We start from the raw sequence: 15,185 nt of genomic DNA on the forward strand, positions 1-15,185 counted from the left end.
GGCGTTAATTCAGCAGGCAGTACGGCAGTGCCGTGCGCCTCAACGCGAGGCAGCGACTTCGAAAGTTCCGCGAGACTGGGACTCCAGCGCCACGAAACCACTGGCTTGAGGTCACCGCCTATCGAATCCACGCGAAGCGCCATGCAGACTCCTGCGCATACGATAATGTATCCGAGTGCGACCCATCGTTGTGTTTTCCATGGCAACCAGTACGTGATCGCCATCGTGACCACCACGCCGATCATGGCCGCGGGCAGCGCATACGCGAGGATGAGGACGCCGTGGGCCTTCTGAGCGAAGACCGGCAGAGATAGGAACGCCGCAGCCAATACTAGACCTAGCAAACGCTGCCGCACAGGTATTCGGCTGAACCCTAGCCACCAAAGCAGCAAGAGCGCGGCTGCCGATAGAGGGACAATTACGAGCGCAATAAAGCTCTGGATATTTGTCGAACCGTACTTCGAGAAACCGAAACTGACAAGTAAGTAGACTACGGTGATGACCACGGCCGGCCAAAGGCGCAGCTGAATTTCGCGGCTGGCCTGCTGCACGGAAGTTCCTTGATCATTAAGCGGAAGTTCATTCTGAGCCATGCATCCGATTCCTTCACACGTACGGAATTGCGCCAAGGGTTGACAGCAGCATAGCAAAAATCCCTGCACAAATGGGGTTGGAAAGTACTGCGGTGCGCCTGTACGACTGCCCTTGGTGCCTCGTCGGCAAGCGTCATGTACAATGCGTTCAACTTCCGGAGGTCGAACATGGAAATGGTGCTTCGTTTTGCCTTGGTAGCGCTAATAGCCTGTGCCAGCGTATGTGCGGAAGATGCTCAGCCCCAGAGTGAACCTGACGAGAGTGTGAACGTGAGCCCCTTACCTCTGCCGCCTCCCTCGACAAGCGTCGTCGTGCGTCGATTCGCGGAGAATCCGATCATTCGCCCGGACATGCTTGCGGGTGATGACGGAAAGAACATCAACGGTCCTTCGCTAATCCGCGTGCCCGAGTGGCTGCCGAATCCCTTGGGCAAGTACTACCTGTACTTCGCGCACCACGGAGGAAAGTACATTCGCTTGGCCTATTCCGACAATCTAGCCGGACCCTGGAAGGTCTATGAGCCGGGAACGCTTAAGCTCGAACAAGCCCCCGACGGGCAGAAGCACATCGCGTCTCCCGATGTGTTGGTGGACAACGAACGCAAAGAGCTTCGGATGTATTTTCATTGCCCCGCGAAATCGGTTAACGCTCAGATGACCTATCTGGCGCGTTCTAAAGACGGCATTCACTTCGCTGCCGACGGAATACCCCTCGGACTTTCCTATTTCCGCGTGTTTCAATGGGGTGAGTATTGGTATGCCATGGCCAAGCCCGGAACGCTATATCGATCGAAGGATGGCGCGACGACCTTTGAAATCGGCCCGAATCCATTCGACGGCGTCCCCGGCTGCAACGACGGCAGAACGCGCATTCGCCATGTCGCGCTCGACGTGCGGGGCGACACCATGGACGTCTATTGGACGAGTATCGGCGATAAGCCGGAGAGCATCCTTCGGGCTACTATCGACCTCAAGCCTGACTGGACGCAGTGGCGGGTCAGCGCGCCGGAACTTGTGCTCAAACCCGAACAGATCTACGAAGGCTTCGATCTTCCCGAACTGCCAAGCAAGGAAGGGAAGACCATGGAGCGCGTGCGCGGCGTTCGCGACCCGGGCATCTTCAAAGAAGACGGCCGCACGTACCTGCTCTATTCTGTTGCCGGCGAATCAGGTATCGGAATCGCCGAACTCATCAAGCGCGAGCCGTAGCTCGCAACGGCGGCACTTTAGCAACGGCTCAGAATCGCGTACGTCGCTTCCGCGTCGATATCCCCGTGCTCGCCAAGCACCGTGCCCCGGTTGGCGAACCGTTCGCGCGCTTTCGCGGCCGCCTCCGAAGCGTCTACGCCATAGTCCGCAAGCTTGGTCTTCATACCGATGCGATGGAAGAAGTCTTCGGTGGCCTTAATGGCGGCTTCCGGGTAGTCCACCCCAAAGACCTCTTTGCCGAACTGCTTCAGCTTCGCTTTCTTGTGCTCCAGCGCAAACCGCCACAGTTCCGGCAACACGATCGCCAAGGTCACGCCGTGATCCAAGCCATACAATGCAGTCAGTTCATGCCCGATCATGTGGGTCGCCCAATCTTGCACGGCGCCAACGGCCAGCAGTCCATTCAATCCGACTGTTGAGCACCAGAATAGGTTTGCGCGGACGTCGTAATCATCCGGATTCTCGATCACCTTGGGCGCTTCTTCGACAAGCGTCCGGATGACTCCCTCGGCTTGCCTATCCTGCAATGGAGTGTTCACATCGTAGGTCATGTATTGCTCCATGACATGCACGAACGTGTCTACGATGCCATTCACAACCTGCCGCTGAGGCAACGAGTAGGTAACCTGCGGATCGATGATGGAGAACTGCGGAAACACCTTTTCATCGGAGAAGTGATACTTTTCCTGCGTGGAGGCCCGCGTAATGACCGAATTGCAGTTCATTTCCGTTCCCGTCGCGGGAAGCGTAATCACGCAACCCAGCGGAACGGCCTCGGGAACACGGGGATCGTGACTCACAAGGAACTCCCACGGATCGCCCTTGGTCCACGGAATTGCCGCCGCGATGAACTTCGTGGCGTCTGCGACCGAGCCGCCACCCACGGCGAGCAAGAATCCAACCTTCTCCTTCCGAGCCAATTCGACCGCTTTCATGCAGGTCTCGTAGCGCGGGTTCGCCTCAATTCCTCCAAACTCGACTACTGCAAATCCTTGCAGGGCTTTCTTGACCTGGTCGTACACGCCATTCTTGAAGATGGAACCGCCGCCGTAGGTCATCATGACGTTCACTTCCTTGGGGAGCAGGTTCGCCAACTCTCCGATGGTGTCTTTGCCAAATACGACTCGAACAGGATTGAAATAGGTGAAGTTCAGCATGACGAGGCCCCCCCTGAGGAAACTTCTACGTGATCGAACGCGAGAACCGCGCAGATAAGTGGAAGAAAAAATGGTCGGGGCGAGAAGATTTGAACTTCCGATCTCTACACCCCCAGTGTAGCGCCTTAAACCGGGCTAGGCCACGCCCCGACTCATCGAGATCCTGATCCTAGCACACGGGAACGTTGGCAGGCAAATGCCGCGAAGGCCGCCAACATCGGTCCCTCCACACCCGGGAATCCGGCTCCCCATTCTTTGATTTATGTGCGCCCCACGGGCTATAGTCATTACACTAAATGGTTTGTGCACTGTCGGAACCGTTTTCCGGCGAAGTCGCACTCGTGGCGCAATCCGGCCGCCCCGCGGCGTGACCTGCGTCGACGCGGAGCCGCGTGCTTGCGCGTCAATCGCCGGCCAGCGCGTGTCTTGGGTGTCCAATCCTACTTGGCCTGGTCCAGTTTGGTTTATTGAAGATTATGACGAATGAAGAAACCACACAAGCCGTCGATGAAATCGTCGAAGAGCTGACCATCGTGAATCCGCTTGGGCTTCATGCGAGGCCGGCGGCAGCTCTCGTTCAGACGGTTTTGCAGTTCAAGAGCGATGTCTATATTTCATTGAATGGGCACCGTGTCAACGCCAAGAGTATCATGGGTTTGCTGACTCTTGCCGCAGCGTGCGGCAGCGTCCTCATGTTCTCGTGCAAAGGGAGCGATGCGCGCCAAGCGATGGACGCCGTGCGCACGCTGATTGAGTCCGGGTTCGGGGAAGTCTAGTGGAGATCGCATTACGCGGTATCGGCGTTTCTCCGGGAATTGCCATCGGCCCAGCCCTGACCTTTGGCGTCAAGGGCCTGGAGATCCCGAAGTTCACGATCGACAACGTCCAGGAAGAACTGGCGAGGTTCGAACACGCCCTTACTGCCGTGCGCGCCGATCTGCAGCGCCTCTACGACCGGACCAACGATGCCCTCGGTCCCCAGCATGCCGACATCTTCAAGGCCCATCTGATGTTCCTCGAAGATGTGACCCTGCGCGAGGAGATTGAGCGGCGCGTCGCCGAAGAGAAGCTCAACGCGGAATACCTCGTCAACGATTTGATGACCCGCTACACCGACGTCATGGCCTCGCTCGATGACCCTATGTTCCGCGAACGCGCCCAGGATATGGTGGACGTCGGGAACCGCATTCTGACCAAGCTCCTCAACGTCGACGTGGAAAACCTCGAGCACCTCGCGCAGCCCAGCGTGGTCGTTGCGCACGATTTGTCTCCGTCCGATGCGGCCAAAATCGACCTCGTGAATACGCTCGGCATCGCCACTGACCTCAGCGGGCCGACTTCCCACACGGCCATCCTTGCGCGCGCCTTCGAGATCCCCGCGGTTGTCGGCCTGAAGTACGTGGGTACTTACACTCAACCCGGCGATACCGTGATTGTCGACGGTAAGAACGGCAACGTCATCATTCGACCGACCGAATCGACACTCCTGCGATATCAGGAGGCAAAGCGCCGCGCGGATTCCAGCCGAAAGGCCTTGTTGGAGGCTGAGGTCAAGCCAAGCGTTACGCTTGACGGCCGGAAAATCCCTATCCTCGCGAACATCGAGCTTCCCGTCGAATTGTCGTACTCCAAGAAGGCAAACGCCGAGGGAATTGGCCTCTACCGCACCGAATACCTATTCCTTAATCGGACCACGTTGCCCACCGAGGATGAACAGTTCAACGCCTACGTGGAAGTTGCCGAAGCCTTCAAAGGCTCGCCGGTGGTGCTGCGCACACTGGACCTTGGCGGAGACAAGTTTGCATCGCACCTCCAGTTGGCAAATGAAATGAACCCCCAACTCGGATGGCGCGCAATTCGGTTCTGCCTGGAGCGCCCCGACATTTTCAAGGCTCAATTACGCGCCATGTTCCGCGCCAGCGTGCACGGCGACGTCCAGATCATGTTTCCGCTTATCAGCGGCTTGGACGAGTTGCTCCGAGTAAAAGCCATTGTCCGCGAAGTGTGCAATGATCTGGAGCGCCGCGGTGTTCCTTTTCGGAAGGATGTTGCCGTCGGCAGCATGATTGAAGTGCCCTCGGCGGTCGAAATCGCCGACTTGCTCGCGAGGGAATGCGCCTTCTTCAGCATTGGTACCAACGACCTTATTCAGTATTCACTTGCCGTGGACCGCGTAAATGAAAAAATCGCCCATATGTACGAGCCCGCGCATCCCGCCGTGTTGCGTATGATTCAGCGTACGGCAAAGGCCGCGCGCGACGCCCGCATACCCTGCTCCATCTGCGGAGAAATGGCTGGCGATCCGACTTTCACCGAGCTTCTCGTCGGTCTCGGCATAACCTCATTCAGTATGTCGGCGGTGGCCATTCCCGCGGTTCGCGCGGAAGTCACCAGCCTTCGCGCGTCGCACGCGCGTAAGTTCGCGAAAAGTGTCCTCAAGGTAGGTTCTATCCGTGAGATTCGCGAGAATATGTCGGAGCGCTACTCCCTGAGGCACGCGGACGAAGCGCAAACTGAGACATTTCCTCTGACCGGTATTGAAACGGACTCCGAACTGCGGTGATAGCGTGACACGCCGAATTTCCATACTAGGTTCCACGGGCTCCATTGGCCGAAGCGCTCTGGATGTCGTGCGCCACTATCCGGATCAGTTTCGCGTTGAAACGTTGGCGGCAAACTCGAATGCGTCCCTGCTGATTCGACAAATACACGAGTTTCGCCCATCCTGCGTCGCTGTCGTCGATCCCGAAGCGGGCAAGCTCGTGAGCGAAGCGGTCTCGGGCGTGCGCATCCTGACCGGCCCCGAAGCCCTTGAGGAAATCGCGGCCGTTCCCGTGGATGTCGCCTTGTGCGCGGTGGTTGGCGCTGTCGGTCTCAAACCAATCCTCAAAGCCATCGAAACGGGTAATCGGGTGGCGCTCGCCAACAAAGAACCGCTTGTGATGGCCGGTCCTCTTATCATGAGTGAAGCGCGCAAGCGCGGCGTCGACGTGCTTCCCGTCGATAGCGAGCACAACGCCGTCTTTCAATGCCTTCATGGTCACCGTATCGAAGATGTGCAGTGCATCCATCTGACGGCGTCGGGAGGCCCATTCTATGGAAAGCCCCGCGAAACTCTGGCCGGTGTAACGCCAGCGCAAGCGACGCGTCATCCGACGTGGGACATGGGCGCAAAGATTAGCGTCGATTCATCGACTCTCATGAACAAGGGACTCGAAGTCGTCGAGGCCATGTGGCTCTTTGGCCTTTCCGTCGATCGCGTTCAGGTGGTCATTCACCCGCAGAGCATCGTCCACAGTCTCGTCGAATTCACGGACGGCAGCATCCTCGCCCATCTGGGTCTGACTGACATGAAGTTTCCCATTCAGTTCGCGCTGACATGGCCCGACCGTGTGAAGTCACCCATGGGCCGGCTCGACTTGACGACGATGAAAGAGCTGACCTTCGCGAAGCCCGACTTCTCGGAGTTTCCGTGTCTGGCATACGCGTTTGAAGCCGCGCGAATCGGTGGCACAGCCCCCGCTATCCTCAACGCGGCCAACGAAACCGCGGTTGCCCAATTCTGCAAGGGCCAAATTGGCTTCTTACAGATTAGTGAGACTGTGCGCGACGCCATGGAGGCGTGCCCCGTGTTGCAGGAAGTTACGTTGGAATCAGTGCTCGAAGCGGATGCCATGGCGCGGCAACGCGCGTTAGGCGTCACCAACTCCTTGGGAGTGTAACCCCGGAATGGTCTTATTTGACATCGCGGTCTTCATACTCGTTTTGGGCGAGCTCGTCTTCTTTCACGAACTCGGCCATTTCCTGGCAGCGAAGGCTTGCGGCATCTATTGCGAACGTTTCAGTCTCGGTATGCCTCCCCGGCTATTCGGCATCAAATACGGCGAGACCGACTACTGCATCGGCTTGCTGCCCATTGGCGGCTACGTGAAGATGGCCGGGCAGGAAGACGTGCCTATGACCGACGAGCAGCGCGAAAAGGAATACGCCGGAGTGCCTCGCGATCGCTGGTTTGTGAGCAAGCCGGTGTGGCAGCGAATGATTGTAATCGTTGCGGGTCCGTTCATGAACGTCGTGCTCGCGTTATTACTATACGGCATCGCCACCGCGATGGGTGGCACCGTACCCCAGTCGCAAACCGATAACCGCATCGGCGCTATCAGGGAAAACCTCCCCGCCAGCACCGCGCCGCTGTATGCCGTGGCTGCGCCGTTGATGTCGATCGATCCGAATGCGAAACCGGACGCAATCGGTTGGCAGACCGGCGACCGCGTGCTCTCGCTCAACGGCGAGCCCGTGAAGAACATTCGGGACATCGCGGTTGCGGCAGCGCTCAATAACTCCCGCACGGTGATTGCCGAAATCGAACGCGTGGGCCCGGACGGAAAGGCCACGCGCTACTTGTCGCCGCTTCAATCGAAATCACCTGATTCCAAGGAGCCCGCGCAATTCGGTGTGGAACCGTACCGCACCGCCTTGGTCGGCGGCATCCTGGAAGGGATGCCCGCACAGGCCGCGGGCATGAAGGTCGATGACGTGATCTTGCGGCTGAACGGCCAGACTATCGACCGGGAAACGTTCACAAGAAAGATTTCGGAATTGACCCACGATGAATCTGCTACGATCGACGTGCAGAGGGGAGACGAGATCCTTCCCATCGTTGTGCATCCTGAGGCCAACGGAAAGTTCCAAGATATTGGTTTCGCGCCCGAACCCAATTGGTTGACGGTGATGGGCGACGATGAACCTCTGACGGTTGTGTACGGCGCGAATACGTTCCTTTCGAAAACAGGCTTCAAGACGAACGATACGATCACAGCGATTGACGGTGTGCCCGCAAACAGTTCTGCATTGAAGCGCCTCAAGCGCGAGGGAAAGACAGGCCCATTCAAGGTCACAGTCCAGCGGCCAGGCGGACTCATGGGCCTGGGCGCGAAGTCCGAAGTCGTACTTGAAGGGCTGACGCTCGATCAAATTCTCCAGGCGCTTGTGCCCATCGATCTGAATACGAAACCAGTCGTGACGTACATTACGGACGAGATGTCATCCAAGTCCGCCCTCAAGCGCAAAGACATCATTGAGGAAGTGGCCGCACTTCCGCCCGGAGCGACCTACAGTCCAGACATGAAGCTCAAATTCGAAGCTGCTACCGCGGGACTCCTTGAGAATCTGAAAAACGATCCGCAAGTCGGTTCGGTGGTATTCAAGGTCAAACGCCCCGCGCTGTTAAAAGGGTTGGCGCGCAAAGAAAGCTCGTTGGTCGCCACGTTGCCCGTCGAGCGTGCAGGCGCTATCGGAGTCGTCTTCAAAGAGAAGATGATCGATTATCAGGTCCCCGCGGCTCAGGTTGTCCCCGAGGCATTTCGCTTGTGCAAGCAAGCCACGGTTCGCACCGTTCAAGTCCTGGGACGGCTTGTTACCGGTGAAGTCCATTCGCGTGATTTGGGCGGTCCCATGATGATCTATCAAGTGACTACGCAGGCCGCGCGCGAGGGCATCTATTGGCTGCTGGAAATGAGCGCGTTCATAAGCATAAACTTGGCCGTTTTTAACCTGTTGCCCCTGCCCGTATTGGATGGCGGCCACGTCGTGCTCCTGTCCATAGAAGGAGTGCGGCGGCGCCCCGTGAACGCGAAGGTCACGGAATGGGTGCAGCAAATCGGCCTCGTGTTCATCGTCGGATTGTTGCTGTACGCAACGTTCAACGATATTCGGCGCTGGTTTGAAAACACGATTCTTCCCTGACGCGGAGTGCGGGAAGTCAGGCGCAAGATCGGCAATTCGAGTTTCTTCCGGCATGGATTGTGTTTAAGCATCGACAGGAGAGGTGGAAGTGGTATGGGCGCCATAACGTGTAAATTCGGCGGAACATCATTGGCAGATGCGGAGTGCTTTCGCACGGTTGCGCAGATTGTAAAAGCGAAGCCCGAGCGGCGCTTTGTCGTACCTTCGGCTCCCGGTAAACGCAGACCCGACGACAAGAAAATCACCGACCTCCTGTACACGTGGCACAATTTGTTGCGCCAAGACCTCGATCCATCTCAACCCCGGGGAATCATTGCCGCACGCTTCGAACAACTGGCTACTGAGCTTCACATTGACTTCCCGGTGCACGAACAACTGGAGCAGATTGCCGCGAAGGCCGCCCAAATTGCCGAACCCGATTTCATGGCTTCGCGCGGCGAATACCTGAGCGGGCGCCTTCTCGCGCAATTTATCGGCGCGGAGTTCGTCGATCCCGCTGATTACATCAAGTTTGACGAGGAAGGGAACCTCGACCCGATTAGCTACGAACTCCTCGGCAAGCGCCTTTCCGGTTCGGGGCTTTATGTCGTGCCAGGGTTCTACGGTTCGTTGCCAGATGGCCGCATCAAGACCTTCTCGCGCGGTGGAAGCGACATCACCGGTTCAATAGTCGCGCGCGCCTCAAAATCCGATCTCTACGAGAATTGGACTGACGTATCCGGCTTCCGTATGGCTGACCCGCGAATCGTCTCCAATGCCTCGCGCATTTCCGAGATTACCTATCAGGAACTTCGCGAGCTTTCGTATATGGGCGCCAACGTGTTGCACGACGAAGCGATCTTTCCTGTGCGTGAGCCGGGTATTCCGATCAACATTCGCAACACCAAAGATCCCGAAAATCCCGGCAGCATGATCGTGCGCACTCGCGAGAGTCGCCATCCCGTCTGTGGCATCGCCGGGCGCTCCGGTTTCACTATGATTAACATCGAGAAGAACCTCATGAACCGTGAGCGCGGCTTCGGTTGCCGCGTACTGACTGTTCTTGAGCAGCACGGCGTCAGCTTCGAGCATATGCCGACCGGTATCGATACCATGTCGCTCATTGTCAAAGACGAGGAAATTGCGAACCACGGCCCCTCGATCCTCAAAGCAATTGAACGTACGTGCGATCCTGACCGCGTCACCCTCGTGCCGGGATTGGCCCTTATCGCGACCGTCGGACAAGGCATGGCCGGCCACGTCGGCGTTGCCGCGCGCCTGTGCTCTGCGTTGGCCGATGCCAAGGTCAATATCCGCGTCATCGATCAGGGTTCATCCGAAAACAATATCATCGTGGGTGTTGAAAGCGCCGATCTGGAAAATGCGGTGCGAGCTATTCACGATGCATTTGCCCCCGTCGGCGCGGCCTGAGGCTCGACCAGCGCTTTGCTTCGATACGACGGCGCGCGGGCGGCGGTGAAACCGCGGAGCAGCGATGGAAGGAGATAACGCAGCTCGTTCTCCTGAACATCCGAAGATCAGTTCGAGTTGGTTTAAGCGGGCGTTCGGAGATTTGTATCCGGTTGTCTACGCGCATCGGACGGTTGAAGCTGCGCGTCCCGAAGCCCAGTTCGCCGCGCGCATGCTTGCTTTGCGCGAAGCGGATTCGCTGCTGGACATCGGTTGCGGTTCCGGCCGTCATCTCATTCATCTCTGCGATGTGTGCGGCCACTGTTCCGGGCTGGATTACTCCCCCGATCTATTGGCGGAAGCGCGCGAACAACTCGGCCACAACGTGTTGCTCGTGCGCGCGGACATGCGGGCTATCCCTTTCGACGCCACGTTTGACGTTGTTGTGAACTTCTTCACCAGCTTCGGATATTTCTTCGCGGAGGAAGACAACCTCAAGGTCATCCGTGAACTCGTTCGCGTACTCAAACCGGGTGGCCGGTATTTCATCGACTACATGAATGCCAAGCACGCCCGTTCCACTCTTAAGCCCTCTTCTTCCCGCACATCGGAGGGATACGAGATTCGTGAAACGCGATGGATTGATTTGGCGCTCCGGCGTGTTAACAAGTCTACTCGCGTCTTGAAAGACGGGATGGAAGTGGAGCACACCTCGGAGTCTGTCCGCCTCTATGAACAGGAAGAGTTCGTATCGATGCTGCGCGGCGCCGGCCTCTCAGTGGACCAGTGCTACGGAAACTATGCGGGCGCTCCGTTATCGGATGACCAACCCCGCATGATCGTCATCGGAAAGAAGGTCTGAGGCCATGAGCACCATCACTGCCGATTACCTCAACGGGCATGAACGCAGTCTGCGGTTCTTCGCCCGCGACCCGCGCTCATTGCTTGAAGCGCCGCCGAAGCCCAGAGTATGGGATACCAGTTTTCTGGAAGGACTCCGCGAGTACCAGGCTGCACTGGGCCTCGAACGCACAATCCACGGTGACGAAGCCGTGATTATCACCGGCCAGCAACCGGGAATCTTCACGGGGCCTTTGTACACCATCTATAAAGCGGCAACTGCAATTCGGCTAGCGCGCCGGATTCGGGAAAAGCACGGTGTGCCGTGCATCCCCGTTTTCTGGGTGGGGAGCGAGGATCACGATTTCGAAGAGGCGAGGAGCGCACACTTCCTCTCAAAGCACCACGAACCGTTCACGCTCACCTACGAACCTAAGAGTGATGTCAACGGGCGGCCACTGCATCGTGTTCCCGTCGAGGCATCCCTTCATACCCTGGTGAATCAGGCCGCCGAGAATACCACCGGTTCCGAATTCCGCGCCGAGGTGGCCCGGGTGCTCCATGAAACAGTGGATGCTGCCACCTCGCTGTCCGACTGGGTCGCCCGGCTGTTGGCACACCTCTTTCAAAACACCGACCTGGTGTTGTTTTCTCCGCATCTTGAGTTTGCGCGCCTGGCCTCAACACAGGTCCTCCTGAAAGAAATCTCCGATCCGCTGGTTTCCACGCGCTTGACCAACGAGGCCGGCCGCCGGTTGGCTGCATTGGGATACGACCCGCAGCTCCTTCGGAGTGATGCGGATTGCAGTTTCTTTGTTGAGGTGGATGGCCGCCGTAGAAAAGTCTCCTATGGCGAGGGGTCCTTTCATGTGCTGGAAACAGGGCTCAGCTACACCGTAAAGGAACTGCTCGCGCTGCTGGAGTCCGAGCCAATGCACTTCAGCCCCAATGTCGCGCTTCGATGTGTCGTCCAACAGCATCTCTTCGCGCCGGAAGCGTATGTCGCCGGTCCGGGTGAGATCGCGTATTGGGCGCAGCTCAAGTCCGTGTTTGAGCACTTTGGCTATTCGATGCCCGTTGTATATCCCCGCGCACGGGCGGTTCTCACAAGCATCAAGCTCAACAAACTGCGAAGCCGCGCTGGACTGAGCTACGCCGATCTGGAGCAGCCGTTTGAGGCACTGCTGGAGCGGGCGCTTGAGTCCGCTGCCGATTCAGTCGCTCTGACCGAAATCCGCGCCCGCAGGGAAGAATTCAACAAGGTGGTTGAAGGACTTGCGCTGGCGCTGGAATCTCGCGACAAACACCTTTCTGCCTACATCCCTTCGTTGCGCGAGCGCATTGAATTCGAACTGGAGCGTCTCGAGCGCGCGGTCATGCGCGCGGACGAGGCGAAAGTGCACACAGCGAAGCAGCAAATGACGCGATTGTGCAGCGCGCTGGCGCCATGGCGGCGTCCGCAAGAGCGTGTGTATACGATCTTCTCGTACTTGTTCGAACATGGCTGGGATCTGGTGAATCGGATTACCGGGCAAATCGAATTCGAATCTCAATTTGCTGCGCGGCAGAACGTGGTGTCGCAATCCGAATCGCCGAGACCTAGCGGTCTCACCGAAATTGAGCTATAGTTCTGTGCTGTAATCCGAGGGATAAGGTTGTGGCTGTTGATATTCTCGCAATTGGCGCTCACCCCGATGACGTTGAAATCGGAATAGGCGGGCTTGTGCGCAAACTCGTGCTCGCGGGGAGACGCGTTGGCATTCTCGACCTCACGCAAGGTGAGATGGGTACTCGTGGCTCTGTCGAAGAGCGGCAGCAGGAAGCCGCCGACTCCGCCCGGATACTCGGTGTCGCCGAACGTGAAAACGCGTGTCTGCCCGATGGCGCTCTCGCCAACACGTCCGTCATGCAGCGCACAGTCGTGCCAATCCTGCGACGCTTTCGTGCGCGCGTGATTCTTGCACCCTACGATCAGGACCGCCATCCCGATCATTCCGCCGCGCACGCCCTGGCGCGCGACGCAAACTACTTCGCCGGTCTTTCACGTATTGAATCCGATGCGCCGCCCCATCGCGCGCCGGTCGTGTACTACTACCGCGTCTACGGCGAGCCTACGGCGCCGCAATTCGTGGTCGATATCTCGAAGGAATTCGAGACGAAACTGGAAGCGCTTCGCGCCTATCGCTCTCAGTTCTTCAATCCGGAGTATCAAGGGACTCCCACGTACGTCTCGTCGGAAGAGTTCTGGGAGTCCATTCGCGTGAAGGCGGCCTATTGGGGGAAAAGCATCGGTGCGACGTACGGCGAGCCGCTCTACGTCCAGACGCCCCTCGGGGTGCAAATCCCTCCGGGCATGGAAGGAAATCCATGAGAATAGGTATCACCTGTCATCCCTCCGCGGGCGGTAGCGGCATCCTTGCCACAGAGTTGGGCCTCGCGCTTGCCGAGCGCGGGCACACCATCCACTTCGTGACCTTCGAAGCCCCGTTCCGGCTTCACGGCTATCACGACAATGTGTTCAGCCACTCGGTCGACTTGGTCAGCTATCCGCTGTTTCGCCATCCACCGTTCTCACTTGCGCTGGCGACCAAAATCTCCGAAGTAGCCGAAGAATATGGAATCGAACTGTGGCACGCCCACTACGCGATTCCGCACGCCGTGTGCGCTTTGCTCGCGCGCGATATGCTGACCACGAATAGGCCGTTCAAGATTGTCACGACGCTTCACGGCACTGACATCACACTCGTCGGTTCCGATCCCTCCTTCTTCCGCATTACGCGCTACGCCATGGAAGGCAGCGATGCCGTGACATCGGTTTCCGAGTGGCTTTCCGAGGAAACCCGGCGCGAATTCAAACTGAACGTGCCCGTCCGCACAATCTACAACTTCCTTAATCTCGACAAATTCAGCGGCCGTGCCCCCGAGCGCTGCAAACTCGCCGAAAAGAGCGAGAAGATTGTTATGCACATCTCGAACTTCCGGCCCGTGAAACGGGTCACCGATGTCGTGCGCGCATTCAAAAAGATTAGCGACCGTGTACCCGCGCGACTTGTTATGGTCGGCGACGGCCCGGAGCGCTTGTCAGCCGTGGGCGTTGCGCGCCAGTTGGGCATTGCGGACAAGGTGCGATTTCTCGGTAATCACGAGAACATCGAAACCCTCATCCCGTGTGCCGACCTGATCATGCAACCCAGCGAGCACGAGAGCTTCGGACTCGTTCCTCTCGAAGCCATGGCCTGCGAGGTTCCCGTGATCGGCACGGAAAGCGGCGGTATTTGCGAAGTGATTGTCAACGGCGAAACGGGATACCTGTGCGAGGTCGGTGACATTGAAAGCATGGCCGCGCGCGCCATCGATATTCTCACGGACAACGATATGGCCCGGGAAATGGGGCGGCGCGGACGCGAGCGCGTCATCTCGCATTTCGCCAAAGAGAAGATTGTCGGACAGTACGAAGATCTCTACCGGGAAGTCGTGGACCAACCCGCTCTGGTGAAGTAGTCAGCGCTTCTTTAGCAAGACGTTTCGATACCACGCTTCGCCGCCGTGATCCTGGAACATGAGCATTCCTTCGAGCGGCAGATCCTTATAGGCCACTTTGAACTTACCGTACGGGGTCGTCATCTTGGATAGGTCCGTCTGTATAACCAGCCAGCCGTTCATCGTAATCGACACGGTTTGACCCACCACGGATATATCGAAAGAGTTCCACTCTCCCGCGGGTCGCGACATGTTGAACATCGGCGTGACCACATCGTAGATGGAACCGCACGAATTCTTCGTAGGCGCATGCCCGAAGTCGTCTAGAACCTGCACTTCAAAGCCGCGATAGACGGGATCGTTTGGCTGCGCTCGCAAAAACACGCCGCTATTGGCGCGCCGGGCAAGCCTAAACTCCACATGCAAATCGAAACTGCTAAATCGCTCGGGCTCGTACCCCACGTAACGAAGCGGCAGCAACGTTTTGCCGTAGATATGAAGTACGCCATCCTTCAACTCGAAGATGTCCTTGTCGTCGGTGATGTTCTTCCATCCCGGTGCATGTTCTGCATCCAGCAAGTCGATCCAACCCTCGCCCTCCGGACGCACCGTCGGCGAACCTTCTGGAACCGGTTTTCTCGATCGAAAGAGTTTGCTTCCTGCGGTGAGCGCAACCACTCCTGCTAATATCAAGCAGAGAATTGCGGTCCGTCGCTTCTTCATGAGATCGTTGCCCCCCGAAAGTATTTCTTGGCGCGGCTCTCAATGATCG

At 57.8% G+C, this 15,185-nt stretch carries 13 protein-coding genes and 1 tRNA gene; 10 read left to right on the forward strand and 4 right to left on the reverse strand.

The features are described from left to right. On the reverse strand, positions 1–593 hold a 593-nt coding region (locus K1Y02_14305), incomplete at its 3' end, for a hypothetical protein (GenBank protein MBX7257531.1). A 351-nt stretch (positions 594–944) separates the two neighbouring features. Between K1Y02_14305 and K1Y02_14310 the strand changes: the two genes are divergently transcribed. Continuing rightward, positions 945–1,802: a hypothetical protein gene (locus tag K1Y02_14310; GenBank protein MBX7257532.1), complete on the forward strand. Its 858-nt coding sequence runs from the start codon at positions 945–947 to the stop codon at positions 1,800–1,802. 17 nt (positions 1,803–1,819) lie between these two features. On the opposite strand, the gene K1Y02_14315 is transcribed toward K1Y02_14310, so the two are convergent. Continuing rightward, complete coding sequence (locus K1Y02_14315; protein ID MBX7257533.1) at positions 1,820–2,959, reverse strand: iron-containing alcohol dehydrogenase; 1,140 nt, start codon at positions 2,957–2,959, stop codon at positions 1,820–1,822. Between the two features lie 71 nt (positions 2,960–3,030). Next, positions 3,031–3,109 (reverse strand) — tRNA-Pro (locus K1Y02_14320). 326 nt (positions 3,110–3,435) lie between these two features. Between K1Y02_14320 and K1Y02_14325 the strand changes: the two genes are divergently transcribed. The 9 genes from K1Y02_14325 (at position 3,436) to bshA (ending at position 14,434) form a co-directional block, all read left to right on the forward strand. Beyond that, a complete protein-coding gene (locus K1Y02_14325; protein ID MBX7257534.1) occupies positions 3,436–3,735 on the forward strand; it encodes an HPr family phosphocarrier protein in 300 nt (99 codons plus the stop codon). Beyond that, positions 3,735–5,522 (forward strand): phosphoenolpyruvate--protein phosphotransferase, encoded by a 1,788-nt coding sequence (gene ptsP, locus K1Y02_14330; GenBank protein MBX7257535.1) that lies wholly within the window; start codon positions 3,735–3,737, stop codon positions 5,520–5,522. The genes K1Y02_14325 and ptsP overlap by 1 nt, the downstream gene beginning before the upstream one ends. Positions 5,523–5,526: 4 nt before the next feature. Further along, positions 5,527–6,681 (forward strand): 1-deoxy-D-xylulose-5-phosphate reductoisomerase, encoded by a 1,155-nt coding sequence (locus K1Y02_14335; protein MBX7257536.1) that lies wholly within the window; start codon positions 5,527–5,529, stop codon positions 6,679–6,681. A gap of 7 nt (positions 6,682–6,688) precedes the next feature. After that, a complete protein-coding gene (locus K1Y02_14340) occupies positions 6,689–8,704 on the forward strand; it encodes a site-2 protease family protein (protein MBX7257537.1) in 2,016 nt (671 codons plus the stop codon). A 93-nt stretch (positions 8,705–8,797) separates the two neighbouring features. Then, positions 8,798–10,114: an aspartate kinase gene (locus K1Y02_14345; GenBank protein MBX7257538.1), complete on the forward strand. Its 1,317-nt coding sequence runs from the start codon at positions 8,798–8,800 to the stop codon at positions 10,112–10,114. Between the two features lie 64 nt (positions 10,115–10,178). Beyond that, the gene (locus K1Y02_14350; protein ID MBX7257539.1) at positions 10,179–10,955 is read left to right on the forward strand and encodes a class I SAM-dependent methyltransferase; all 777 of its coding nucleotides are present in this window, start codon (positions 10,179–10,181) and stop codon (positions 10,953–10,955) included. Between the two features lie 4 nt (positions 10,956–10,959). Then, entirely contained in the window at positions 10,960–12,561 is a 1,602-nt protein-coding gene (bshC, locus tag K1Y02_14355; protein MBX7257540.1) for a bacillithiol biosynthesis cysteine-adding enzyme BshC, read from the forward strand. 29 nt (positions 12,562–12,590) lie between these two features. Next, positions 12,591–13,304: a bacillithiol biosynthesis deacetylase BshB1 gene (gene bshB1, locus K1Y02_14360; protein MBX7257541.1), complete on the forward strand. Its 714-nt coding sequence runs from the start codon at positions 12,591–12,593 to the stop codon at positions 13,302–13,304. After that, a complete protein-coding gene (gene bshA, locus K1Y02_14365; GenBank protein MBX7257542.1) occupies positions 13,301–14,434 on the forward strand; it encodes an N-acetyl-alpha-D-glucosaminyl L-malate synthase BshA in 1,134 nt (377 codons plus the stop codon). The genes bshB1 and bshA overlap by 4 nt, the downstream gene beginning before the upstream one ends. Here bshA and K1Y02_14370 read toward each other — a convergent pair whose 3' ends face one another. After that, positions 14,435–15,136 carry a DUF1080 domain-containing protein gene (locus tag K1Y02_14370; protein ID MBX7257543.1) on the reverse strand — a complete coding sequence of 234 codons (702 nt, stop codon included), beginning with the start codon at positions 15,134–15,136 and terminating at the stop codon, positions 14,435–14,437. Positions 15,137–15,185: the final 49 nt, after the last annotated feature.

This window comes from Candidatus Hydrogenedentota bacterium (assembly GCA_019695095.1).
GTDB lineage: Bacteria > Hydrogenedentota > Hydrogenedentia > Hydrogenedentales > SLHB01 > JAIBAQ01.